The sequence below is a fragment of the Metasolibacillus sp. FSL K6-0083 genome, from assembly GCF_038630865.1.
Lineage (GTDB): Bacteria > Bacillota > Bacilli > Bacillales_A > Planococcaceae > Metasolibacillus > Metasolibacillus fluoroglycofenilyticus.
The window spans coordinates 3,089,816-3,113,918 of record NZ_CP152046.1; the positions used below are offsets into that span (position 1 = coordinate 3,089,816).

At 37.9% G+C, this 24,103-nt stretch carries 24 protein-coding genes; 18 read left to right on the forward strand and 6 right to left on the reverse strand.

The window, feature by feature from the left end:
* Positions 1-144 precede the first annotated feature (144 nt).
* Positions 145-2,076: an ABC-F family ATP-binding cassette domain-containing protein gene (locus MHB51_RS14530; protein WP_342558447.1), complete on the reverse strand. Its 1,932-nt coding sequence runs from the start codon at positions 2,074-2,076 to the stop codon at positions 145-147.
* 129 nt (positions 2,077-2,205) lie between these two features.
* Between MHB51_RS14530 and MHB51_RS14535 the strand changes: the two genes are divergently transcribed.
* From MHB51_RS14535 to tatC, 3 genes are all read left to right on the forward strand, one after another.
* Positions 2,206-2,832, forward strand: coding sequence for a redox-sensing transcriptional repressor Rex (locus MHB51_RS14535; protein WP_066165716.1), 627 nt, complete (start codon positions 2,206-2,208; stop codon positions 2,830-2,832).
* A gap of 77 nt (positions 2,833-2,909) precedes the next feature.
* The gene (locus MHB51_RS14540; protein ID WP_042479204.1) at positions 2,910-3,122 is read left to right on the forward strand and encodes a twin-arginine translocase TatA/TatE family subunit; all 213 of its coding nucleotides are present in this window, start codon (positions 2,910-2,912) and stop codon (positions 3,120-3,122) included.
* Positions 3,123-3,140: 18 nt separating this feature from the next.
* Positions 3,141-3,962 (forward strand): twin-arginine translocase subunit TatC, encoded by an 822-nt coding sequence (gene tatC / locus MHB51_RS14545; protein ID WP_066165719.1) that lies wholly within the window; start codon positions 3,141-3,143, stop codon positions 3,960-3,962.
* Positions 3,963-4,329: 367 nt separating this feature from the next.
* Here the strand turns inward: tatC and MHB51_RS14550 are convergent, their stop codons facing one another.
* A complete protein-coding gene (locus MHB51_RS14550) occupies positions 4,330-5,079 on the reverse strand; it encodes a type II CAAX endopeptidase family protein (RefSeq protein ID WP_342558448.1) in 750 nt (249 codons plus the stop codon).
* Positions 5,080-5,273: 194 nt separating this feature from the next.
* Between MHB51_RS14550 and groES the strand changes: the two genes are divergently transcribed.
* The 3 genes from groES to MHB51_RS14565 all read left to right on the forward strand — a co-directional run bounded on the left by groES (position 5,274) and on the right by MHB51_RS14565 (position 8,022).
* A complete protein-coding gene (gene groES / locus MHB51_RS14555) occupies positions 5,274-5,558 on the forward strand; it encodes a co-chaperone GroES (protein ID WP_066165722.1) in 285 nt (94 codons plus the stop codon).
* Between the two features lie 130 nt (positions 5,559-5,688).
* Positions 5,689-7,329, forward strand: coding sequence for a chaperonin GroEL (groL, locus tag MHB51_RS14560; RefSeq protein WP_066165724.1), 1,641 nt, complete (start codon positions 5,689-5,691; stop codon positions 7,327-7,329).
* Positions 7,330-7,470: 141 nt separating this feature from the next.
* Positions 7,471-8,022 (forward strand): GNAT family N-acetyltransferase, encoded by a 552-nt coding sequence (locus MHB51_RS14565; protein WP_342471802.1) that lies wholly within the window; start codon positions 7,471-7,473, stop codon positions 8,020-8,022.
* A 77-nt stretch (positions 8,023-8,099) separates the two neighbouring features.
* On the opposite strand, the gene MHB51_RS14570 is transcribed toward MHB51_RS14565, so the two are convergent.
* From MHB51_RS14570 to MHB51_RS14580, 3 genes are all read right to left on the reverse strand, one after another.
* On the reverse strand, positions 8,100-8,900 hold the full coding sequence (locus MHB51_RS14570; protein ID WP_066165730.1) for a YwqG family protein: 801 nt from the start codon (positions 8,898-8,900) through the stop codon (positions 8,100-8,102).
* A 227-nt stretch (positions 8,901-9,127) separates the two neighbouring features.
* Positions 9,128-9,592, reverse strand: coding sequence for a YusW family protein (locus MHB51_RS14575; protein WP_342558449.1), 465 nt, complete (start codon positions 9,590-9,592; stop codon positions 9,128-9,130).
* A gap of 143 nt (positions 9,593-9,735) precedes the next feature.
* The gene (locus MHB51_RS14580) at positions 9,736-10,866 is read right to left on the reverse strand and encodes an MFS transporter (protein WP_342558450.1); all 1,131 of its coding nucleotides are present in this window, start codon (positions 10,864-10,866) and stop codon (positions 9,736-9,738) included.
* A gap of 271 nt (positions 10,867-11,137) precedes the next feature.
* Between MHB51_RS14580 and MHB51_RS14585 the strand changes: the two genes are divergently transcribed.
* The 10 genes from MHB51_RS14585 to MHB51_RS14630 all read left to right on the forward strand — a co-directional run bounded on the left by MHB51_RS14585 (position 11,138) and on the right by MHB51_RS14630 (position 21,166).
* The gene (locus tag MHB51_RS14585) at positions 11,138-12,106 is read left to right on the forward strand and encodes a VOC family protein (RefSeq protein ID WP_342558451.1); all 969 of its coding nucleotides are present in this window, start codon (positions 11,138-11,140) and stop codon (positions 12,104-12,106) included.
* Positions 12,107-12,127: 21 nt separating this feature from the next.
* Positions 12,128-12,865, forward strand: coding sequence for a PIG-L deacetylase family protein (locus MHB51_RS14590; RefSeq protein WP_342558452.1), 738 nt, complete (start codon positions 12,128-12,130; stop codon positions 12,863-12,865).
* On the forward strand, positions 12,865-13,575 hold the full coding sequence (locus tag MHB51_RS14595; RefSeq protein WP_342558453.1) for a 4-carboxy-4-hydroxy-2-oxoadipate aldolase/oxaloacetate decarboxylase: 711 nt from the start codon (positions 12,865-12,867) through the stop codon (positions 13,573-13,575). Before MHB51_RS14590 ends, MHB51_RS14595 begins: the two co-directional genes overlap by 1 nt.
* Positions 13,562-13,942: a RidA family protein gene (locus tag MHB51_RS14600; protein WP_066165745.1), complete on the forward strand. Its 381-nt coding sequence runs from the start codon at positions 13,562-13,564 to the stop codon at positions 13,940-13,942. The genes MHB51_RS14595 and MHB51_RS14600 overlap by 14 nt, the downstream gene beginning before the upstream one ends.
* Positions 13,943-13,989: 47 nt before the next feature.
* Positions 13,990-15,003, forward strand: coding sequence for a TRAP transporter substrate-binding protein (locus MHB51_RS14605; RefSeq protein ID WP_066165748.1), 1,014 nt, complete (start codon positions 13,990-13,992; stop codon positions 15,001-15,003).
* A gap of 278 nt (positions 15,004-15,281) precedes the next feature.
* Positions 15,282-15,800: a TRAP transporter small permease gene (locus MHB51_RS14610; RefSeq protein WP_342558454.1), complete on the forward strand. Its 519-nt coding sequence runs from the start codon at positions 15,282-15,284 to the stop codon at positions 15,798-15,800.
* Positions 15,797-17,074, forward strand: coding sequence for a TRAP transporter large permease (locus tag MHB51_RS14615; RefSeq protein WP_066165754.1), 1,278 nt, complete (start codon positions 15,797-15,799; stop codon positions 17,072-17,074). Before MHB51_RS14610 ends, MHB51_RS14615 begins: the two co-directional genes overlap by 4 nt.
* 148 nt (positions 17,075-17,222) lie before the next feature.
* The gene (locus MHB51_RS14620) at positions 17,223-17,864 is read left to right on the forward strand and encodes a GntR family transcriptional regulator (protein WP_066165757.1); all 642 of its coding nucleotides are present in this window, start codon (positions 17,223-17,225) and stop codon (positions 17,862-17,864) included.
* 407 nt (positions 17,865-18,271) lie between these two features.
* A complete protein-coding gene (locus tag MHB51_RS14625) occupies positions 18,272-19,561 on the forward strand; it encodes a glycoside hydrolase family 18 protein (RefSeq protein WP_066165856.1) in 1,290 nt (429 codons plus the stop codon).
* Between the two features lie 252 nt (positions 19,562-19,813).
* The gene (locus tag MHB51_RS14630) at positions 19,814-21,166 is read left to right on the forward strand and encodes an S-layer homology domain-containing protein (protein ID WP_066165859.1); all 1,353 of its coding nucleotides are present in this window, start codon (positions 19,814-19,816) and stop codon (positions 21,164-21,166) included.
* 155 nt (positions 21,167-21,321) lie between these two features.
* Here the strand turns inward: MHB51_RS14630 and MHB51_RS14635 are convergent, their stop codons facing one another.
* Positions 21,322-22,068, reverse strand: a complete 747-nt coding sequence (locus tag MHB51_RS14635) for an alpha/beta fold hydrolase (protein ID WP_066165759.1) — start codon at positions 22,066-22,068, stop codon at positions 21,322-21,324.
* A 187-nt stretch (positions 22,069-22,255) separates the two neighbouring features.
* Between MHB51_RS14635 and MHB51_RS14640 the strand changes: the two genes are divergently transcribed.
* Both MHB51_RS14640 and MHB51_RS14645 read left to right on the forward strand, forming a co-directional pair.
* Complete coding sequence (locus MHB51_RS14640) at positions 22,256-23,152, forward strand: LysR family transcriptional regulator (protein ID WP_342558455.1); 897 nt, start codon at positions 22,256-22,258, stop codon at positions 23,150-23,152.
* A gap of 10 nt (positions 23,153-23,162) precedes the next feature.
* Positions 23,163-23,990, forward strand: a complete 828-nt coding sequence (locus tag MHB51_RS14645; protein ID WP_066165765.1) for a tetratricopeptide repeat protein — start codon at positions 23,163-23,165, stop codon at positions 23,988-23,990.
* Positions 23,991-24,103 lie beyond the last annotated feature (113 nt).

The following is a 24,103-nucleotide window of genomic DNA, read 5'->3' on the forward strand; positions in this document are numbered from 1 at the left end:
GGGGCTGTCCGAAAAGTGTACATGTTCTCGGATAGCCCTTACTTCTATATTAAATATTTGCTAAAACGTGGTAATAGCAATAAATTATCACTATCCACTTCGCAAAGATGTCGTCTCAAAATGACTTTTCAGACGACATCTTTTTTATAAATTTTCAAGCTCCTCACTGAGCTCAAGCCACTCCATTTCGAGCATTTCGTGATTTTCTTTTACAGCGTCTAACTCGGTTTGTACTTCAAATGCCTTTTCATGGTCAGAAAAAATGGTAGGATCACATAGCTGTTCTTCTAAAGCAGCAATTTGTTCATCAAATGCTGCCATTTTACTTTCAAGTTCTTCTAATTGACGGCGGATTTGCCGCTCGCGTTTCTTTGCATCCTTATCAATTGTAGATGTTGAAATTTTTGTTGCAACTGCTACCTCCACTGTTGAGGATTCTTTCATTGCAGTAAGCTCAGCTAATTCTTGCTTTTTCTCAACATAGTAATCATAATCACCTAAGTATTCGAAAGAGCCGTCTGCTGATAGCTCGATGACCTTTGTCGCAATGCGATTAATAAAATAGCGGTCATGTGATACAAATAACAAAGTGCCTGGGTAATCAATTAAAGCATTTTCCAAAATTTCCTTACTATCTAAATCTAAATGGTTTGTCGGCTCATCTAGCACAAGGAAGTTAGCTTTTTGCATCATTAGTTTGGCAAGGGCTAAGCGCGCTTTTTCGCCACCTGATAAAGCATTAACAGGTTTTCCTACATCATCTCCGCTAAATAAAAAGCGCCCAAGCACTGTACGAATATCCTTTTCGTTCATTAATGGCCATTCATCCCAAAGCTCCTGTAGCACCGTTTTATTGGAGTTTAGTTTTGCCTGCTCTTGGTCATAGTAGCCGATTTGGACGTTTGTACCGTAGCGAATTTCACCAGCAAGTGGCTGTAAATCTTCTACAACTGTTTTTAATAAAGTAGATTTACCGACACCATTTGGGCCAACAAGTGCGACGCGGTCTTCGCGGAACAAACGTAGCTGGTTATTGCGAGAAATCAACTTGTTTTGATAGCCGACAGCAAGTGCATCCACTGCCAGCACATCATTGCCGCTTTGCTTATCAATTGTGAAGCCGAAACTAGCTGATTTTTCATCGCCATCGGGAGCTTCTAACCAATCTGTACGCTCTAGCATTTTACGACGGCTTTGTGCCATTTTCGTTGTAGATGCACGGGCGATATTTTTTTGGATAAACGCCTCCATCTTAGCTTTTTCATCTTGCTGTCGCTCATACATTTTCATATCACGCTCATAGTTTTTAGCTTTTTCATCTAAATATGCGCTGTAATTACCTACGTATTTCGCCACGCGTGTACGCGATACTTCGTAAACAATGGAGACGACTTGGTCTAGGAAGTAACGGTCATGTGAAACGATTAAAATTGCACCATCATACCCTTTTAAGTAATTTTCAAGCCATGCTAGTGTTTCGATATCTAAGTGGTTTGTCGGCTCGTCCAAAATGAGCAAATCAGGCTTTGATAAAAGCAGCTTAGCTAAGGCTAAACGCGTACGCTGTCCACCAGATAAGGAGCGAATTGACTTCTGATAGTCCTTGGGATAAAACTGCATACCATGAAGAACAGAGCGTGTATCCGCCTCATATTGATAGCCACCAGCATCCTTAAAATCGTGCTGCAATTGGTCATATTCAGCTATTAGTTTTGCATAGGCTTCTTGATTTTCATAAACAGTTGGTTCAGCCATTTGCTGCTCCAAGGCGCGGAGCTTTTGTTCCATTTGCTGTAGTGTGGTGAAAATGGTCATCATTTCATCCCACATCGATAATTCTGAATCAAGACCAGCATGCTGCTCTAAATAGCTGATTTTAATATCCTTTGGAATAATGATTTCACCAGAGTCATAAGACATTTGCCCTGCGATAATTTTTAATAAAGTGGATTTGCCAGCACCGTTGCGTCCAACAAGTGCAACACGGTCACGATGCTGTACTTCTAGCTTAACGCCGCTTAATATTTCATCCGTAATAAATGATTTATATAGTTGATTTACTTGTAAAACAATCATAGTTACACCTCAGTTCATGCTTTTAGTGTAATAGATACGCATGCTTGGCGCAATGATGGATACTTTACTTATTCGTCCATGTCTAGTAAGATGAAAACGACTTCGAACTAGATTGCAGGAGGATTGTGTGTGAGCAAAGAAACGAAAATTCCACAAGCAACTACGAAGAGGCTTCCTTTATATTACCGATTTTTACAAAACTTTGCGAATGAAGGAAAACAACGCGTATCATCGCAAGAGCTTAGTGAAGCGATGAAAATAGATTCTGCAACGATACGCAGAGATTTTTCTTATTTTGGTGCACTTGGCAAAAAAGGCTATGGCTATGATGTTCAGCATTTATTGCAGTTTTTTAGAGAAACACTTGATCAAGATGAAGCAACGAATGTCGCATTAATCGGAGTGGGAAATTTAGGAAATGCCTTTTTAAAATATAATTTTCAAAAAAACCATAATACACGTATTGTTGTAGCCTTTGACTCAAAAGCGCCACAGGAGGGAACAGAAATTAGTGGTATTCCGGTATTTCACCCTGATCGCTTAGAGGAAATGTACGAGAAATATAATGCGGAATTAGCGATATTAACTGTATCGGCACGCTCTGCACAGGCAATGGCAGACCGTTTAGCACAAATGAATGCAAAAGGCATTTTAAATTTTACGCCGATACGATTAAATGTGCCCGAATCGATGAAATTAATGAATATTGATTTGTCCGTAGAATTGCAGGCACTCATTTATTTAATACGTAATTGACGCAAATAATTCACAAGTAATGTATTAGCAAAATGGGGCATAATACGTTAAAATGTACATATAGAGGAGGTGGCGTAATGGTAATCCATTTGAATGCGATTGGACCAGTAAGCCTTGTTATTATCGGTGTTGTTGCCATCCTAATTTTTGGACCGAAGAAGCTTCCAGAGCTTGGTAAGGCGATGGGCTCTACACTTCGCGAGTTCAGACAAGCAACTAAAGGCTTGGCAGACGATGATGACGATAAAAAGAAAGTTATTGAACATAAAGATAACGATAATGTTAAGTAAGTTAAGGATGTCTTATATATGAATCCAAAAGAACTGACTGTCATAGAGCATATTGAAGAATTAAGAAGTCGCCTTGTTGTTACGGCGTTCTTCTTTGTTTTGGCGCTTGTAGGTAGCTTTTTTTTAACAGAGCCCATTATTAAATTTATTCAAGCGAGCGATGAGGCAGCTCAATTTACATTAAATGCCTTTGCACCGACAGACCCGTTAGCGGTATTTTTAAAGGTGATGTTTATTGTGGCGTTTATTTTCACGTCACCTATCTTGCTTTATCAGCTATGGTCGTTTATTACACCCGGCTTGCTTGAAACGGAGCGCAAGGCGACGCTCAAATATATCCCTTATTCATTTCTCTTATTTTTGATAGGGATAGCCTTTGCTTATTTCGTGCTATTTCCGTATGTCATGCGTTTTATGATGAACTTATCGAATAGCTTAGAAATTCAGCCAACGTTAGGGATTGATAATTTTTTCTCTTTTTTATTAACACTGACTTTACCTTTTGGTGTTATTTTTCAATTGCCAGTTGTGACGTTATTTTTAGCGCGCATCGGTATTTTGAATCCAGCATTAATGGTGAAATTCCGTAAATACTCTTATTTTGTGCTGTTTGTCCTTGCAGCAATTTTAGCGCCACCTGATTTTATTTCGAATTTAATTGTTGCGATTCCATTATTTATTTTATATGAGGTGAGCATCGTCATTTCGAAAATAGGCTATAAGAAGTTTTTAGCAGCAGAGGAGCAGCGCCAACGCGAAGAGCAAGAGGCGACACAGCAAATACAAGTGGAGGCACTGTTAGCAGAACAGCGCCGACAAATGGAAGAGATGAATAAATGATAAGAGGAGAGCGTCCGAAAAGCAGATAAAGCACTGCTTTTCGGACGTTTTCTTATGATACTTCATCAAGGATATAGCTAATTAAAATGGGGAAGAGTTTCCTTGAAAACGTGATAAACACTAGCTATAGTGACTGTTTCTTAGCGTAAAGTGAAGGTTTTTCCATTATATTTAAAAGAGGAGCTGTTGTCTTGGATAGTTACAGGCAATTACACCAAGGCATAATTGATTATAAATCATACTTTTCCTCGTATTTAAAAAAGTCGATTTGTATTGAACTGCACCTCCGATTGTTAGTTGCGTCTAAAAATTTGGGTGCAGTTCATATCACAGTTATTGTGACAAATCGACTTTTTAGTGTCTTCTTTTATTTTGGAAGAGAATCTGTCATTTGTTGTATTTTATCTATGTTTAATTGGGCTAGTGTAACTAAGCCGTTCATCGCCATATGTGCAATGATTGGTGCTAATAGGCGTTTTGTTTTATAGTATAAAAATGAAAAAATCAGCCCCATCACTGTGTATACTAATAGATGCGGTAAATCTCGATGAATAACAGCAAAAACAAGTGCACTAATTAATGCAGCAATCCAAAAGTTTTGTGTTTGGATGAGTGAGCCGAAAATGACACGTCGGAATATGAGCTCCTCTAAAATAGGGGCTAATAATACTGAAGTGATAATCATAACTGGCGCAATGCGAGTAATATCCATAATTAATGCTGTATTGTCAGAGCCTGCTTCAATGCCTAGCAAATAAACTTCAATTAGCGAAGCGACAATCTGGCCTAAAAATGCTAAAAAAACACCGATAACGCCCCATCCAATTGTGAAACCAACTGAAGCGCGTTGTCCTTTAAAAATAGTAAAGAAATTTTTATCACGTCGAATTAGGAACATCATAATAACTAAAGCAATCAGAAAAGCGATTGTGTTCCACCAAGCGGCTAAAACAAAACTCTTATGTTCTGAAGCGGATACAAAACTTAGGAAAAAGTCTTTAGTACCTGGAATAAATAGAACAAGGCTTGATAATTGAGCAACAATGTATACCAGCAATAAATAGAGTGCTGTTTTTTGTGTTTTGAATTTTGTTGAACGAATAGAAGTCACGTGCATAAAACCTACTTTCTGTAACTATAATACGGTATGCTTTCTTTATTGTAGAGGAAGTTCAAGAGAATTGAAAATTTTTTGTAGTTCTTACTTGCAAAAAATTTATAGATTATTTAATATAGTAAGTGTGTTAGCACTCCATATGAATGAGTGCTAATAAATCCAAAGATTTAATATTTTGTAGGAGGTTGTTTCACTTGTTAAAACCATTAGGTGATCGTATCATTATCGAACTAGTTGAGGTAGAGGAAAAAACGGCATTCGGTATCGTTTTACCAGACTCGGCAAAGGAAAAACCACAAACTGGTAAAGTAGTAGCAGTTGGGACAGGCCGTGTATTAGATAACGGTGCACGCGTTGAACTTGATGTGAAAGAGGGAGACGAAATTATCTTCTCAAAATTCTCAGGAACTGAAGTAAAATATGACGGTAAAGAGTACTTAATTTTACGCGAAAGTGACGTATTGGCTATTATTGGTTAATTAAAAACTGCTTTTAAAGAGAGTTAGGGGCGGGCAAGTGGATGCTTGCCTCGCATATGAATGAGTAATGAGCTGGCAAACAGCAGCATATAACACGAATGGATAATTATTTTCAGGAGGTTTTTTGATAATGGCAAAAGACATTAAATTCGCAGAAGAAGCACGTTCATTAATGCTTCAAGGTGTAGATAAATTAGCAAATGCAGTAAAGGTAACATTAGGGCCAAAAGGGCGTAATGTTGTATTGGAGAAAAAATTTGGCTCACCTTTAATTACAAATGACGGTGTTTCAATTGCAAAAGAAATCGAACTTGAAAATCCATATGAAAACATGGGTGCAAAGCTTGTAGCAGAAGTAGCATCAAAAACAAATGAAATTGCTGGTGATGGTACAACAACGGCAACAGTATTAGCGCAGGCGATGATTCGCGAAGGCTTGAAAAACGTAACGGCTGGTGCAAACCCTGTAGGTATTCGCAAAGGTATTGATAAAGCGGTAGCAGCAGCATTAACAGAGCTTCAATCAATTTCTCGTCCAGTAGAAAATAAAGAAGCGATTGCACAAGTAGCAGCAATTTCCTCATCAGATGAAGAAATTGGTCAATATATTGCTGATGCAATGGAACGTGTTGGTAACGATGGTGTTATTACAATCGAAGAATCAAAAGGCTTCACAACAGAGCTTGATGTTGTAGAGGGTATGCAATTTGACCGCGGCTACGCATCTCACTATATGGTAACAGACACAGACAAAATGGAAGCCGTATTAGATAATCCATTTATTTTAATTACTGATAAAAAAATCTCCAATATTCAAGAGATTTTACCTGTATTAGAGCAAGTAGTACAACAAGGTCGCCCGATGTTAATTATCGCGGAAGATGTTGAAGGTGAAGCATTAGCAACATTAGTATTAAATAAATTACGTGGTACATTTAATGTGGTAGCTGTTAAAGCACCGGGCTTTGGCGATCGTCGTAAAGCGATGCTAGAAGATATCGCGATTTTAACTGGCGCTCAAGTAATTACACAAGACTTAGGCTTAGATTTAAAATCAGCTGATATGACATCTTTAGGTCGCGCGGCAAAAGTTGTTGTATCAAAAGATAACACAACAATCGTTGAGGGTGCAGGCGACTCTGCAGCAATCGAAGGACGCGTTGGTCAAATTCGTGCACAGCTTGTAGACACAACTTCAGAATTCGATAAAGAAAAATTACAAGAGCGCTTAGCAAAATTAGCTGGTGGTGTAGCAGTAATTAAAGTTGGTGCTGCAACAGAAACAGAATTAAAAGAGCGTAAACTACGTATCGAGGACGCATTAAACTCAACGCGTGCAGCAGTTGAAGAAGGTATTGTTTCTGGTGGAGGTACTGCATTATTAAATGTTTACAGCGCGGTTGAAAAAGTATTAGACGGAGTAGAAGGCGATGTAGCAACAGGCGTGAAAATCATCTTACGTGCATTAGAAGAACCAGTACGCCAAATTGCTGAAAACGCGGGCTTAGAAGGCTCAATTATTGTTGACCGCCTAAAACGCGAAGAAGTAGGCATCGGCTTCAACGCAGCAACAGGCGAGTGGGTAAACATGGTTGAAGCAGGCGTAGTAGACCCAGCAAAAGTAACTCGCTCAGCACTACAAAATGCAGCATCTGTAGCGGCCCTGTTCTTGACAACTGAAGCAGTAGTAGCAGATATTCCGGAGCCAGCAGGTGCAGGCGGTGGAATGCCTGATATGAGCGGTATGGGCGGAATGCCTGGCATGATGTAAGTGCCTGGCACGCAAACAATTCTGAAAACTTAATACAATTCAAAAACCATCCCTTATTTAATATTAAATAAGAGATGGTTTTTTTGTGCGTGAAAAGTTAGAATAGTCATACAGTTTGTGTCATGAATAGGGGGAATTTTAATGGAATACAATCGAGAAATGATGACAATAACAACAGATAGGCTTGTTCTGAGGTTATTTGACAAAACAGATGCGGAGCGTGTAGCGACCCTGTGCGATAATTATAATATTTATAAAAGCACCTTGTATTTGCCGCATCCATATAAGATAGAGGATGCGCTAACGTGGATTGAGTATCATTATGAGAATTTTGTAGAGGACCGATCTTACGAATTAGCGGTAACGGATAAGGAAACAAGGGAGTTATATGGAGCGATTGCTTTGTCGCATAATAAACATTTTAATCAAGGTGAGCTTGCTTATTGGATTGGCGAGCCGTATTGGGGAAAAGGCTATGCAACAGAGGCAGCACAGGCAATCGTGCAATTTGCATTTAAAGAAAAAAAGATGCACAAAGTGTTTGCGAGATATTTTGCAACAAATCCAGCTTCAGGGAAAGTAATGGAGAAGATTGGGATGAGGCAAGAAGGCATATTAAAGGACCATATTATAAAGGATGGGAAGTACGAGGATTTAGTATTTTACGGAATTATTAATAAATTATCATGCTAAAAGGCAAAACGCCTGCCGAAAAATGATACACGGCAGGCGAAATTGATTGTTAGGAAGGGATTAATGTTGGCTTGTTTTTAATGGCAGTCCCAATTATAAAGGACATTACTAAAATCTTTACGCTGTAAATCAGCTTCTGTAATAAAGAAATTACCTACACCACAGTCTCCCCACATAATATCGTTACCAATACTATCTATTTGTAATAGCAAAATGGTAGAGTCAGTGTAATCACCATAAGCACGAGGATCTTCTTGTGTGAAAAAAGGGTAACCGCCCATTTTGTGTCCTGTACCGCTAAATGTTTCGTAAAATTTATCCTCTAATTCTACGTCTTCTTCCACTTGTTGCTGGATTGCTGCATAAACCTCATTACTGCGAAAATCATCAATCATTAAAGGCTCGAAGCTTTCTTCGAATGATAATGCCATTTCCTTTTCGACAGGAAAATATAATTCCTCACCTTGTAGTTTAACAAAAGAAAAATCCTGCATTAATTGTGATTCGTCCTGAATAATTTGCTCGTGAAAAATAACGCGGAAGCCGGCTGGATTTTGTCCATTATCAAAATCCATTCCTAGTACATCATCATAGCCATCAATATAAAATTGGAGAATACCCTCGATTGGGAAATGTGGTAAATGCTTTGGTACGTCTGCAAAGTTGATTTGAGCAAGTAATTTTAATGGCTGCCCTTCGTTATTTGTAGGATATTTCATTGTTAAAGGGAAATAAGGATTGCCTTCAAATTTACTTTCATATAGCGATGTTTTACATTCAGTTGTGTTGATTTCAATAACAGGCTGCATCGTTTCTTCAATGATTGTGCGATATTGTTCAAAGTCATTTGGTAGCTGTAAAGATGGCTTATTAGTCATATAAAGACCTCCCAGATTCAAGTTAATTTCATTTTAGAACAAATGTTCTTTGTTGGGAATAGTCTAAATTAATTATATTATATAAAAAATGACGATTTTGTATCCTAAGCTAATAAAAGAGTTCTTCACACTGCATATTAACAGGCTGTAAGACCTTATTTTAAAACATAATAAAGTTCTCGCAGCCTGTAAAATCCGATTGGTGAAGTGGGGGGTGAAAGTTCACTTTATTGAGTCCGCTTAAACTCTTTTTCTGTGCCATCAGTAAAGCGTACCTCAAGTTCAAACTCTGTATAGTCTGTAGGCAATTCAAATACCGTTAATATTTCGGAAGCAATTGTGGCATTGTCCGTTGCTGCATCAAATGTTAGCGCTTGGAATAATGGCTCTAGCTTGGCAAAAGCATCATTGCCTTTTAGCTTTTCACCGTTTATTTTGTCATCAATTTCTGCCTCAGTTCCCTTTTTATCAACCTCATAATCAACCTCGTATTTTTCTGTTAAACCGTAAGTTACCTCTAACGAAAATTGTGTAAAGGCAAAAGGCGAAGCAGCCGCAGGATTATTGCCATTTGCCGCATTATCTGGATTGCTAGGTGTTGTGACAGGTACTTCCGTTACTTTATCATTATTACAGGCGGTTAATAGGAAAATACTTAACGGAATAATCAACCATTTTGCTAATCTTTTCATATGATTTCCTCGCTTTCTTAATCAACTTACTATTATTAATTACCCAATTAAGAAAAAAATAATCCTGCTGAATTTATTTACTGAGTGCCAGGCACGCAAACGATTCAGAATATTCACACTTCTACATAAGAATTGCCGGGTTTTTATTTTGAATTATCTTTGAGCAAGGATTTGCCACTGAATAACAAAAGTAGTGTGTTCATCCAAAAGATTGGGAAGAAACCAAGAAAATTAATGCTGCCAAAAATGATAGGAACTGCAAACTGGACAGCCTTGTTAACCGTTAAACGAATTCCGAGAACTTCGCCAGTATGTCCGGCTGGTGCACTGTTGTAAGCCATGACGATTGATAGTGGCTGGCAACAGCCTAGTCCTATACCCATGATGAAAGAGATGACCGCTAATAGAGGAATCGCTGTCATAAATGGAAGTAGGAAAAAGGCACTTCCTGCAATGATAAGGCACCCACCAATAATTTGCTCAGGGCTGAAGTGACGCTGTAGCTTATTCATTAGCAACCTACTAATAATAAATGCAACAGCATTAATTGATAGGAGTGTGCCAATAATTGATGCTGAAAGTCCAATTGTATTTCCGTATATCGGGAAATAAAACTCGAATAGTCCGACCGCCGTTAAAATAACACCACTTGTTACAAAAACAACTCTTAAATCTGGATGAACAAGTAATTCATAAAAGCTGATTTCTACAGCGGTCACTTTTTTATTGAAGGAAGCTTGAAGTCGCATAAATAAAAAAATGACCCCTGGCAATATAGAAATTCCCCCGAGTAGTAAATAGACATAGGAGTAGCTTGATAAGTCGATGAGTAACCCAACTAATAAAGGACCAAAAAAATTCGCAAACGATACGCTTAATGTATAGGAGGCATAGTTTTTTGTGCGCATTTTTTCTGTGCTTAACACACCGACTAGATTTTGACTGCTGACGACAGTAATAATTTGAAATAAGCCGAAAGCAAGCTGAATTATTAAAAGAGCTATTAAACTATTATTAAACAAGTAAATAGTAAGAAGTGAAAGACCACTTCCAATCATCCCAATTGCTAGAAGAAGATTGAGTGGAAGCCGGTCTGACAAGCGTCCTGCAAAAGAGGCGAGCAACATCGGAAATAATGAGCCCGCAGCAATAATTCCCCCAAGCATGAATGGACTAGCATGTAAGTGCAAGCCGTAGAGAGATGCCAATAATATATTCCCTTTTAAAGCTATTTGAAAAAGAAAAGTTAGAAAGACAACAAAGTAAAATTTCATATCCGTTCACATCCGTAAACAATTTTGTTGAACAATCCTCATTTTAATTAGCCATTTATTTAAAGTCAAGTGCTTAAAAAGCTATTTTAAAGCACTCGATTGAATGAAATTTGCTTGAAAAAATTGCATTCACTGTTAGAACACTATGTAAAGAAAAAACACTTCGAACTATAAATTTAGAATTATTAGAAAATAGTATTGACTTAATTTAAAATATAAGATTATAATTGATTTACAAAATTGTTCAACAATATTGTTAGGGGGTAATAGAATGGCAGAAAATCCTATAGAGCATTTTGACGATATTGTTCATATCGGGCATGTGGAGCTCTTAACGCCAAAATTAAATGACAGCATTGAATTCTTTTATGAAAGCATGGGACTTGAAATTGTTAAGCGTACTGATGAAAAGGCTTACATGCGATGCTGGAATGATTACGAAAATTATTCAATCATTCTGACTCAATCTGATGAGCCGGGTGTTGGTCATACTGCCTTCAGGGTTAGAAGTTCACAGGCATTAGAACGCCGAGTGCAGGCGATTGAAGCAACAGGTATACAAGGTGAATGGATTGACGGTGATTTTGGTCATGGTCGTGCTTACCAATATTTAGGCTTGGATGGTCATTTAATGGAGCTGTATTTTGAAACTGAGAAATACAAAGCACCGGAGCATTTGAAACCAACATTAAAAAATCAGCATCAAAAATTTATCGGAAGAGGTGCAGCAGTAAAAAATTTAGACCATATTAATTTCCTGTCCTCCAATCCGGATGCTGATGGGGACTTTGCACAACATGTTTTAGGGATGAAGTTGACGGAGCAAATTGTACTCGATAATGGTACAAGAGGTGCGGTATGGTATCGCTCTAACGCCAAATCGTATGAGCTCGTATATTCGCGGGACGCTACTGGAACAAAAGGGCGCTTTCATCATTTAGCTTTATCTGTAGACACAAATGAAGGGATATGGCGTGCAGCAAATTTATTTATTGACCAAAATGTTTTTATCGAATTCGCACCAAGCAAGCATGCAATTAACCAAACTTATTTTGTCTATGTTTATGAACCTGGTGGAAATCGAATTGAGATTTGCTCTGGAGGCTATTTAGTATTAGACCCAGACTTTGAGCCGATTACATGGACGGAAGAAGACCGCAAGCGTGGGCAGGCATGGGGCAATAAAACGATTGAAACATTCCACACTTATGGTACACCTATTGTTAAAGAAAATAAGTAAGGATTTAGGAGGAAATTAACAATGATTAATTCAAACACAAATGTATTAGTAGTAAGTGCACATGCAGCAGATTTCGTATGGCGAGGGGGTGGCGCAATCGCAAAATATGCACAGTACGGAGCAAATGTACACTTAGTCGTTTTAAGCTACGGAGCACGTGGCGAATCGAATGATTTATGGAATATAGAAGGACAAACGCTTGAAAATGTAAAAGAAACCCGTAAAACTGAGCTACTCGCAGCAGCAAAATGCTTAGGGTTAACAGAGGATAAAATCGAAATTTGGGACTTCCAAGATTATCATATGGAATTTAATGAAGAAAGAATGGAGCGCTTAGTGCGAAAAATTCGTGCTGTCGAGCCACATATTATTATTTCACATGGGCCACGTGATGCATTTAATCCTGACCATGAGGCTGTTTCCAAGTTTGTTTTTGATGCATCAGTGCTATCTACATCGAATGGTGTGCGCCTTGAAGGTACAAAAACGGTGAAGCAAGCGAAAATCTTTGGATTTGAGCCGCATCAATCAGAAATTTCAAGCTTTAATCCGGATGTTATTTTAGATATTTCGGATGTATATGAGAAGAAGCAAGCCGCTATGCAATGCTTTAAAGCACAAGGACATTTAATTAGCTATTACGGCTATAAAGCGGAGCTGCGCGGCAATCATGCACGCCGCTGCTCAGGTAATAGCAGCTATAAACAAGCAGAAGCATTTTCTCGCTTCTTCCCACTCGTAGGAGAGGAGCTTCTATAATGCAAAAATATGTAGTAAGAAATTTTGAAAGACCATCACAACAGCTCCTTTCTGAATATGGGAAGCTAGATGTCTCAACTGTTTATGAAGCGCAAGGAAAACAGGGATTAGTAAATCCAAATATTAAGCCTATTCAATCGAATAAGATGATTGTTGGACCAGCAGTGACCGTTATTTGTCCAGCAGGTGATAATTTAATGATTCATGCTGCAATTGAAGTTTGTCAGCCGGGCGATATTTTAGTAATTACAACGGAGGGCAATGGGATTGCAGGGATGATTGGAGAATTAATTGTAACGGCACTTATGAAAAAGGGCGTACAAGGTGTCATTATGGATGGTGGTATTCGAGATGTGCGCCAAATTCGAGAACTAGGTTTCCCAGTTTGGACAAAAGAAGTATTGTCTCAAGGAACTAATAAAATTAAAGGCGGCTGGGTAAATGCACCAGCAGTGTGTGGAGGAGCTATTATTACAGCAGGTGATATTGTTATGGCAGACGATGACGGTATCGTCGTTGTAAAAAAAGAGGATTTTGAAAAAACACTTCAGCTTTCCAATGCTCGTTTACAGAAGGAATCTGATACAATTGCCAAAATTGAAAGTGGGCAAATAAGCTTAGATTTTTACAATTTACGCTCTGTTTTGGAGGCTGAGGGAGTTGTTTACTATGAAGCAGAAGCGGAGGTGCAGCAAAATGGCAAAGCGTGAGGTTCTTCATATTTCAGGGTCAAGGCATGACAATCCAATACCTGTTGCTGTGAGAGTTGGAAATATGGTATATTCGTCAGCTATCATTGGCTCAGACCCAGAAACAGGCATAGTGCCAGAGGATATAGATGAGGAAATTCGTAATCTATTTCACTATTTACGTGAAATTATGAAGGCTGCGGGGGGAACTACGGATGACATTGCTCATCTAAGTGTGTATATGGTTGACCGTAAATATAAAGATAACGTAAACGTCGAGTGGTTGAAAATGTTTCCAAATGAAAACAATCGACCTGCTAGACATACAACAGAAAAAAGCTTAAAAAAAGGTTTGCGTATTCAATTTGAAATGACGGCAGTACTTTAAAAATTGTGTGGATTAAAAAATATTTGCAAAAACAAAGGGGGCACATTATGAAAAAATGGTTGTTAATTTTAGGGTTATCATTACTGACGGTTGTATTAGGGGCGTGTGGGGACAATAAAGAAGATTCCTCATCAAATATAAATACAGAATCAGCAGCAGGACAAACGTATAAATTTAAGTTAGGACATGAGGCAACAGAAGCCCATATTAAATATAGTGTGGCAGAAAGATTTGCAGAAAAATTAGAGGAGAATTCAGATGGCCGTATGACGGTTGACATTTATCCTGCTAACCAGCTTGGGAAAGAAGCAGATATGCAACAGCAAGTAGAATCAGGCACATTGGATTTTGCTATTTTAAGTAATGGGACAATGTCTAGTATTTCAGAATCTTTAAACGGCTGGTTTATGCCCTTTCTTTTCGATGATTTACAGGCAGCGGCAGATGCAGCAAATAGCGAGCCTGCTAAGCAGATGATGAAGGATTTGGAAGTAAAAAACATGGTTGGCTACGGACTGTTTTTTGCGGGGCAACGGCATATTTTATCTGAAAAGCCATTAGAAAGTGTTAGCGATTTTAAAGGCTTAAAAATCCGAATTCCAGGAAGCCCTGTTTTTGAGTCATATTATAAAACAATTAATGCAGGACCAACTTCCATGCCTTTACCAGAAGTATATACATCATTATCAACGGGCGTTATTAATGCAGTGGATACAGATTTTAATGCCGCAGTTTCACAAAAGTTTTATGAAGCGGCTGATATTTTAACTTTATCAGGACATATTGTGTTTCCTGAAATTGTTATTGGCTCTAAAGGAACAGTTGATAAATTAAGTGATGAAGACCGCCAAATTATTGCGGACACATGGGCCTCTGTCATTGAGTGGGGCGTAACAGAGGGAATTGCAAAAGATAACTCGCTGTTAGAGGAGTTAAAAACACTTGGTGTAACTGTAAATGAGCTTGAAAATGTAGATGAATTTAAAAGTTTAAGTGAATCTGTATACGGTCAATTTTCTTCGAACGCGACAATTAAAGATTTCATCGATGCAAACAAATAACAAATTGGCTGTCCATTAAGCCCTGTTTGAAAATAAATAGAAGGCAGTTGTCTAAAAAGATTGAGGTCTTTCTAATGCAACCGAAAATGTAGTTTTACTAGATGTTAGTCCGAAAAGAATGGACCTTTCCGGACAGCTCTAGCTTGGTAGTAGCATATATTGTTAGTTACTAACCTCGGCATAAGGAGCCGTCTTAAAATGGTTTTGCAGACGGCTTCTTCCTTTTTTCTATTTTTAAATTGGTCTAATTGGATATCTAAGTACTAAGGGGGAGCCATATGAAAATAATTTCCGTTATAAGCGACGCTTTATATAAAATGGAAAGAATTTTGGCTGTTATTTTAATGGCAACAATGTTATGCAGTATAGCACTTGGTGTAGCTTTTCGCTATATTTTTGATAATCCGCTTACTTGGTCTGATGAGTTAGCGATATATATGTTAATTTGGTTAACATTTGTTGGGGGAAGCATGAGCATTAAAACGATGAGGGCCTCAAGCTTGGAGCTGGTGTTCGATAGATTAAGCATAGGATGGCAACGTACTTTCATCATCGTGGGCTATGCGACTGTCATTATTTTTGCTGGAATTGTTGCTTATATGGCTATTCAATGGCTGACAAATCCATCTATCAAAACGCAAATATCGCCGGGGCTGAAAATATCGATGTTTTTACCTTATTTAGCAGTACCCTTTGGACTTGTATGCTTATTGATCCATGCATTTAATCACCTAATTAAAGGATTCAGCTATACGAGTAATAAATCAATTGACTCTGGGGGAGGTGAGGCAGAATGACATGGACGTTTCTAGCATTCTTTATTTTACTTATTATGCGAGTACCTATTGCAATAGTGCTTGGTATTATTAGCTTAGTTTATATTTTTACAACGGGGCAAACCTTTTTACTTAAAAATGTGTCACAGCAGCTTTTTTCTGGTGTGCAAAGTTTTAGTTTACTAGCAATTCCATTATTTATGCTAGCTGGAGAGTTAATGAATGCTTCTGGCATAACGAAGCGACTAATTGAATTCGCTAAAAAAAGCGTTGGACACTTCAAAGGTGGTCTAGCGTATGTTAACGTAGTAGCGAATATGTTTTTAGCTTCAATTATCGGCTCCGCCACTGCACAAACAGCGATGATGAGTAAAATAATGGTTCCAGAAATGGAAAAGGCGGGTTACAAGCGTGAATTTGCTGCTGCGACTACTGCATCTGCTGCCTTATTAGGTCCAATTATCCCACCTTCGATGCTCTTTATTATTTATGCAGTAGGTGCTAGTGTTTCTGTCAATGATATGTTTATGGCAGGGATTTTTCCAGGTATTTTACTGGCACTGTCATTTATTGTGCTTATTATGATATTAGGTATTAAAAATAATTATCCACAATCGGAAAAAGCACCATGGAATGAAGTATTTACTTCACTTGTTAATATCATCCCAGCATTATTAGTACCAGCCTCAATTATTATCGGAACGATGTCGGGCGTCTTTACAGCTACTGAATCCGCAGCTGTGGCTTGTGTTGTTGCCATTATTGTTGGTAAGTTCTTTTATCGCGAGCTGAAGTTTCGAGGCTTCCCTGAATTGTTGATTAATGCGACAATTGCTACAGCGGTAGTGACATTATTAATGTCGACAGCAAGTATGTTTGGTTGGATTTTAGCATTTGAACGCATCCCACAAACGATAGTTTCTATAATGGGAGATTTGACAACGAGCCCGTTAATCTTTTTATTGTTAGTCAATATTTTCTTATTAATTACGGGTATTTTCTTAGACGAGCTGGCAGTGATGATTATATTGCTTCCAATTTTTATGCCGTTAGTTCACAGCTTTGGAATTGACCCAGTGCATTTTGGTGTAATGCTGTGCTTGAATGCCACAATTGGGCTTCTTACACCGCCAGTTGGGGCAGGTTTATTTATTGCCTCAAGTGTGGGCAATGTAAAAATGGAGAAGCTGATTGTAGCGATTGTTCCATTTATTATTGTTTCTATTATTGTCCTAATGCTTGTCACGTATATTCCGTTTTTAACAACATGGCTACCAAGTGTTGTCAACAAGTAGTCCTTTCAAAATATTATTTAAAGAAGCTTTTCTAAACGATGGAATCTACATTAAAATAAGATATAGAATTAATTTTGACTTGCGCAGAAACCCCTGCTAACTGTGCAAAAAAGATGTAGGGATGACTAATACGAAATGGGGTGTTATTTTGAAAAGACCATCAGAAATTGCCTATGAATTAATAAAAGAACGAATTTTAGAAGGAATATATCAGCCCTCTCAAAAATTAATAGAGAACGATTTAGCGATAGAAATCGGTGTTAGTCGAAATACGGTTAAAAAGGCATTATTGAAATTGGAGCAAGAAAATTTAGTTCTCCTTGAAAATAATAAAGGTGCTACTATAAAATCCTTTACTTTAGACGAAATCAGAAACTATTTAAAAATTCGTGAGGTGCTTGAAGGTCTTATCGCGGCGGATGCAGCAATAAATATTTCAGATATGGATTTAGCGTTTTTAGAAAGTATTTTACAGGAGATGAAGGATAATCTACATGCACATCAATTTGATGCCTATTCCAAGAAAAATCTACTTTTTCACGACTGTATTTATAAGGCGTCAAATAATCAGCAAGCCGTTGAGATGGTGCGCATAATTAAGCAACAATTGAAGCGTTTGCAATTCAAAACAATTTTAGTGCCAGGGCGAAATGAGAGCTCTTTAAAGGAACATGAACGAATTTTAAAGGCGCTACGTAATCGTGATGCTGAAGGTGCAGAAAAAGAGATTAAGGCTCATGTTGCCAATATTCGTCATACAATTGAAAATAATTATAATGTTTTAATGTAACATAAAAATAAAGGGTGTCCCAAAAGCAGTGAAATGCTTACTCTTGGGATAGCCCTCTTTGAATTTTTAACTAATTTCTGGTAGGTAGACATCGGAAAACGTAGAATAAAATTGGGACTGTCTGAAAAGTCCCTTTTATTTTGTCAAAGCATTGAATGAAAGCTTCTCATTGCTTCTCTTTTATCGAAGGTAAACATCGTTGAAGCCCGTGTTTATCATATTTTTAAAGGAGGCGCTCTCTATTTTTTTGTAAAAGATAATCGCTACTATCCCAAAAGCTGGCTATGCACGGCTCTTGGGACAGCCCCACTTAAAAAATTCAATTGCAATTAATGATGTTTCCTCATGAAATCCCTTTCCAAATCATAAAATGCAGATAGCATAATTGATTGATAGGAGGAGCCGCGATTCAAATTCATGTGGTAAGAGCTGGGGAAAGTTTGTGGAGCATTGCACAAAGCTATGGTACGACGGTGGATGTAGTTGTTCAGGCCAATCAAATTCCAGAGCCAGATCAGCTTGTTGTAGGGCAGGCATTAGTCGTTCCAATATATGGACATTTTTATACTGTGCGTGCAGGGGACAGTCTATGGTCAATTGCTCAGAGGTTTCAAATGAACTATTTGACGTTAGCACAAATTAATGGCATTAATCCGTATCAAACATTGCCAGTTGGTTTACGATTGTATATCCCACCTAGAACGAAAAGCAATACAGAGGCATTAGCTTATATTGAGCCAAGGGGAGATACAGTTAGTGAGGCGGTACTTAATCAAGCGCGAGAGGCTAGCCCGTATTTGACATACTTAGCTCTTTTTAGCTATGAAGCACGTAGAGACGGTTCATTAAAGGTACCACCAGCAGGGCAAATTCCTGATATTGCACGCCAGTCAGAGGCAGTGATGTCGCTTGTTGTAACGAATTTAGAAGAAGGTAGTTTTAGCGGAGAGCTGGCACAGGATATTTTACAGAGCAGCGCTGTACAGGAGGTTTTGCTGAATAATATTTTGGATGAGGCAAGGCGTGTTGGAAATGTGAAGGATATTCATTTCGACTTTGAAGCATTACCAGCAAGTCAGCGCGAGGCTTATGTACAATTTTTACGACGGGCAACCGAAAAGTTCCACCCAGCAGGCTATTTAGTATCGGCAGCCCTTGCGCCAAAAACAAGCGATGAAGCACAGGGACCATGGCAAATTGCACATGATTATGGTGCCATCGGGGGAGTTGTTGATTTCGTTGTACTTATGACGTATGAATGGGGCTATATTACAGGGCCACCAATGGCAGTATCACCTATTAACGAAGTGGAGCGCGTATTAAATTATGCTTTAACGAAAATGCCTGCAAGTAAAATTATGATGGGGCAAAATTTATATGGCTATGATTGGCCTTTACCATTCGTACAGGGGCAAACAAGAGCGACTGCACTGAGTCCACAAAGGGCAATTGAGCTAGCAAAGCGTTATCATGCAGCCATTCAATACGATACAACGGCACAAGCTCCTTACTTCCATTATGTTAACGAGGAGGGGCAATCGCATATTGTTTGGTTTGAAGATGCTAGGTCGATTCAAGCAAAGTTTGATTTAATGAAAAAGCTAAATGTTAGGGGAATTGCTTACTGGCGACTAGGCTTACCATTCCCACAAAATTGGCTATTGCTAGGGGATAATTTTAATATTCAAAAAAGGTAGAGGGCGTCCGAAAAGCGTGTAGAGCACTGCTTTTCGGACGTTTTAGTGATGTTTTGTTAAAAGAGTGAAAACACTGAATCTAGCAACTTCCTTTGAATTTAAAAAGAATAGACAAAACATTATATCAAAAATAAGGTGACCTTTTCGGACATCCCTAGTGTTCAAATATAATGAATATTGTATACTAGTAAAAACGTGGTCAAGCTGTTAAAACTTACGTTTGTGATTATGAATAAAGGGGAGATTATGGAAATGAAGGCATTTAAACTAGTTGCCATTTTATTTTTAGTACTACAATTGGCTTTACCGATATCTGTAAGTGCGCAAGAAGCAGAAAGCTTTGATTATTTAGCATTAGGTGATTCACTTGCAGCTGGTATTCAAGAAACAGGTGAGCTTGGGCTTAGTTATGCAGATTTTCTGGCATACAGTATGACAGAGGAGTATAATTTAAGCTCATATAATAAAGGATTTGCCTATCCTGGTTATACGACAGAGGATGTATTAAACGATATTAAAAACAATGTTACTAAGCCTATTTATAATGTAGATGGGCCACAAAGTGACTCGCTTGCAATACGAGATGCTATTGCGAATGCAGAAGTGATTACAATTAGCGCAGGCGCAAATGATATACTAAAGCATTTTGATAAGGAAACATTAGCGTTTGACTTGCAAAGTGTTTTTGAAGGAATTCAGCAAATGGGAAAAAACTATGAAGCCATTTTAAAGGAAATTGCAGCAATTAATCCTGAAGCAACGGTATTCATTATGGGCTACTATAATCCATTCCCTTATTTAGATGAAAGCTTACAAATTCAATTAGATACACTTGTATCAGCAATTAATAAAACAATTCAAGATGTGTCTTATAATGAATTAGCTATTTTTGTGAATACAGCTGACTATATTGCGGGTGATTTTAAAACATATTTGCCAAATCCGCAAAATATTCATTTAAGCGAAGCAGGCTATCAATTAGTGGCAGATTTATTTTTAACTGAAATTTATTATTCTTTATTTGCCTATGAGGATGATTTTGAAGAGTTTGAATATGTAACCTTTACTGATACGGAGGGACATTGGGCAGAGGAATATGCTTCTTTTGTTGCAACAACAGGCTTAATGAATGGCTATGAGGATGGCTCATTTAAGCCAGACCAAGCGTTGAAGCGTGTGCATATAGCATCTATTATTGCACGCATTATTAATACAGAGGCGACGGAAGCTGCACCTTTCAAAGATATTTCTAGCTATGCGGAAAAAACGCAGCAGGAAATTGCCGTAGTGTACGAAGCGGGCATTATGAAGGGGAATGGCAATTACTTAAAGCCAGAAGAAAAAATAACACGTGCACAAATGGCACTTATTATTGCGCGTCTATATGAATATATATTTGAAGAAACATATGAGCCAGAAAAAATAGCACCATTTAAAGATATTGTGAGCTACGATAGTGAAACACAAAAAGCAATTACATTGTTGTACGACATGGAAATTACACAAGGTGTTAGTGATGGCATGTTTGCGCCAAAGAATGATTTAACGCGTGCACAAGCAGCGAAAATAATTACAGAGTTTGTTTTTGCAACTTTGTTTGAGTGATTAAAGGGGCTGTAGGGAGAGTAGGTTGACACCTGTTTATCCCGACAGCCCCTCCGTATTTATTCAGGAAAAGGGAGGAGGGCTGTCCCGCAAGAGGCTCAGCCCGAATTGCTATATAAACGATTTCTTAAAAGTAGGTACAGCTAAACTATAAGCTATCCTTGCCATTTCAATCCTTCAAAGAAGCGATATACTTCTTCAAAAACGAGTTCGCGCTCTTGACCTAATGTTAAAATATGTCCAGAGTTGACAAATGTTTTGACTGATTTAATACGTGATTTGACAGAGCTATAAATTAGGTCTGCGCTTTCACAATAATATTCATCATCCTGTAAGCCGCGTAAAATATGGACAGGTGTTTGAATGCTTTCAAGTTTTGCACTTGTGTCGTTAATCATGCCTTGTAAATATTTAAGAGATGGCATTTTAACTGCATTTGCAATGCTTGAGCGATTATCAATTGCTTCATCAAATGTACCCGATAATTTCTTATAATTAATCGTATATTCAATTACGCGATTTTGCAGGCTATCTGTGCTTTTGGCAATGGCTGGTGCACTCATTGCAACAATTGCCTTTGTTGGGCGCTCTGCACCAAGCTTTAATGAGAAAATACCACCAAGCGAAACACCTGCTACAGCAATTTCCTCATAGCCAAGATTGCGCAATGTGTCATAGCCCTCAATTACGCTATCCCACCATTCTTTCGGGCTTGTTTGAATTAATGTTGTTGGGTCACTACCATGTCCTTTATATAATGGTGCATGTACTGTATAGTTGCGGTCTGATAAATAACGACCAAGACGTTTTACATCATTCGTATTACCTGTAAAACCATGTAATAATAGTACTGCACGTTTACCTGCTTCAATTGTGAAAGGCTTTGGGGCAACAATTTTCATAATAAGTTCTCCTTTGTAGATTAGAATATGACAATTTTAAGAAAAATGTATTTTAATTCTTGTAATTTTATTTATTTTTTGTTATACGATGCTGTTATTACAGCTTATTATAGTAGTGAAAAAATATAAATACAATTTATTATTTCTATCATTTTGATTCCATTTGGTTATTAATAGGAGGGTTAAAATGGAAATTCAACAATTATATTATTTTAAAATAGTTGCAACATTGCAGCATATGACGCAAGCCGCAGAGAAACTGAGTATTTCCCAGCCTGCCTTAAGCAAGTCGATTGCTAATATAGAACAAGAATTAGGCGTCCCTTTGTTTGACCGACAAGGTCGCTCAATTTTTTTAAATCGTTATGGGGTATTATTTTTAGAAAGCGTAGATATTATTTTAGCTGAGCATAGTAAAGTAATGCAGGAGTTTGCTGAAATTACGAAACCGGGCTTTGGAGAGGTGTCCTTTGGCTTTATACATACGCTTGGTATGGAGGTTGTACCAGAGCTTATGGCGCAAACCTCAAAAAAATATCCGAATATGCAATTTACCTTAACACAATCAGCATCGCTACGTTTATTAAAGCTTTTAGAGGATGGGGATATTGATTTATGCTTATCGCAAAAAATTGAATCGAAACTTTTAGAAATTGATTGGGTAGAGCTTTGGACCGAGGAGCTTTTTGTTATTGTGCCAGAAAATCATCCTTTAGCAGAGCGGGAATTTATAAAGTTAATTGAAATTAAAGACGACCCATTTATTTCAATTAAACGAGGGAATTCGCTAAGACAAATGGTCGATACATTATTCCAATCGGTTGGAACTACTACAAATACAACTTTCTCTGCTGAAGAAATGCATACTGTTGCAGGATTTGTTGGCTCAGGGCTTGGTGTCTCATTAATTCCAAATGTGAAGGGACTTGACCAATTTAATGTAAAGAAAATACGAGTAAGTGAACCAGCATGTTATCGAAAAATAGGGCTTTCATGGGTGAAAAGTCGCTATCTTTCACCAGCGGCAAATGATTTTAAAAATTTTTTAATTGAATCATTATTACACGAGCAACAAGGCAAATGAGGTGACCAATTTGTTTCAGCAAGAGAAATTAATTACCAAACTACCTAAAGATGAGCAAGCTTTTTGGTTTAAGCAATTAGAGATGGCAAAGCGCGGTGAGCGGGAAGCCATTTATAAACTAGTGCAGCTTTATGGAGACAATGGCTGGCACAAAGAGAAAGTATTATGGCTACAGCAAATAGAAGATGAGGCGGAGGCACAATATGAGCTTGCCAATTATTATTTTGAAGGGCTTGGCGTAGAGGAAAACGAGCATAAAGCATTGAATTATTATAAAAAAGCAGCGTTGCAAAATCATGCTGATGCCGCCAATAACTTGGCGGATATGTATTTGAATGGGGAAGGTGTAGAAGTAGACGAACAATTGGCTTTCTACTGGTTTAGGAAGGCAGCTGAGGCGGGTGTAGTGGAGGCAATGTTTACGTTAGGCATAATGCATGAGCAGGGCTTAGCAACGAAAATAAACGAAGAACGTGCATTCCATTATTATTTAAGCTCCGCAAACGGTGGATATGTAGAGGCCCAGTACCGTGTTGGTATGGTTTATTTAGAAGGTTCGCTAGGACAGCAGTACAATTTACAAAAGGCTATTGCATTTTTTTTAAAGGCAGCTACAGTACATCATATCGATGCATTGTTTAATTTGGGCTATATTTTTGCGGAGCCACAGTTCGGCATGCAAGATGGAGTAAAAGCAATTCATTATTTTAAGCAAGCAGCACTACTCGGTGATACAGAGGCGAAGTTACAGCTAGCTCAGCATTACGAAAGCGGTATAATTGTTGCACGCAATGAACAAGAGGCACGAAGATGGCATCAAGCAGCAAAAGTGAAATAGTCAACATTACCTGTTTGGTAATTCAAAAGTCCTTTTTAAATATTTATATATAGATACTATAGAACTCTTGGTTAGTTTTTTGATAAGGGGTATAATATACTAAAAAATTATTG

Excerpts from the sequence above, each read along its gene's own strand:
- MHB51_RS14640 (WP_342558455.1), top strand. The coding sequence starts at position 22,256 with ATGGAAATTCAACAATTATATTATTTTAAAATAGTTGCAACATTGCAG.
- MHB51_RS14630 (WP_066165859.1), top strand. The coding sequence starts at position 19,814 with ATGAAGGCATTTAAACTAGTTGCCATTTTATTTTTAGTACTACAATTG.
- MHB51_RS14600 (WP_066165745.1), top strand. The coding sequence starts at position 13,562 with ATGGCAAAGCGTGAGGTTCTTCATATTTCAGGGTCAAGGCATGACAAT.
- groL (WP_066165724.1), top strand. The coding sequence starts at position 5,689 with ATGGCAAAAGACATTAAATTCGCAGAAGAAGCACGTTCATTAATGCTT.
- MHB51_RS14540 (WP_042479204.1), top strand. The coding sequence starts at position 2,910 with ATGGTAATCCATTTGAATGCGATTGGACCAGTAAGCCTTGTTATTATC.
- MHB51_RS14565 (WP_342471802.1), top strand. The coding sequence starts at position 7,471 with ATGGAATACAATCGAGAAATGATGACAATAACAACAGATAGGCTTGTT.
- MHB51_RS14605 (WP_066165748.1), top strand. The coding sequence starts at position 13,990 with ATGAAAAAATGGTTGTTAATTTTAGGGTTATCATTACTGACGGTTGTA.
- MHB51_RS14580 (WP_342558450.1), bottom strand. The coding sequence starts at position 10,866 with ATGAAATTTTACTTTGTTGTCTTTCTAACTTTTCTTTTTCAAATAGCT.
- MHB51_RS14585 (WP_342558451.1), top strand. The coding sequence starts at position 11,138 with ATGGCAGAAAATCCTATAGAGCATTTTGACGATATTGTTCATATCGGG.
- MHB51_RS14595 (WP_342558453.1), top strand. The coding sequence starts at position 12,865 with ATGCAAAAATATGTAGTAAGAAATTTTGAAAGACCATCACAACAGCTC.
- MHB51_RS14530 (WP_342558447.1), bottom strand. The coding sequence starts at position 2,076 with ATGATTGTTTTACAAGTAAATCAACTATATAAATCATTTATTACGGAT.
- tatC (WP_066165719.1), top strand. The coding sequence starts at position 3,141 with ATGAATCCAAAAGAACTGACTGTCATAGAGCATATTGAAGAATTAAGA.
- MHB51_RS14570 (WP_066165730.1), bottom strand. The coding sequence starts at position 8,900 with ATGACTAATAAGCCATCTTTACAGCTACCAAATGACTTTGAACAATAT.
- MHB51_RS14615 (WP_066165754.1), top strand. The coding sequence starts at position 15,797 with ATGACATGGACGTTTCTAGCATTCTTTATTTTACTTATTATGCGAGTA.
- MHB51_RS14575 (WP_342558449.1), bottom strand. The coding sequence starts at position 9,592 with ATGAAAAGATTAGCAAAATGGTTGATTATTCCGTTAAGTATTTTCCTA.
- MHB51_RS14550 (WP_342558448.1), bottom strand. The coding sequence starts at position 5,079 with ATGCACGTGACTTCTATTCGTTCAACAAAATTCAAAACACAAAAAACA.
- MHB51_RS14635 (WP_066165759.1), bottom strand. The coding sequence starts at position 22,068 with ATGAAAATTGTTGCCCCAAAGCCTTTCACAATTGAAGCAGGTAAACGT.
- MHB51_RS14590 (WP_342558452.1), top strand. The coding sequence starts at position 12,128 with ATGATTAATTCAAACACAAATGTATTAGTAGTAAGTGCACATGCAGCA.
- MHB51_RS14610 (WP_342558454.1), top strand. The coding sequence starts at position 15,282 with ATGAAAATAATTTCCGTTATAAGCGACGCTTTATATAAAATGGAAAGA.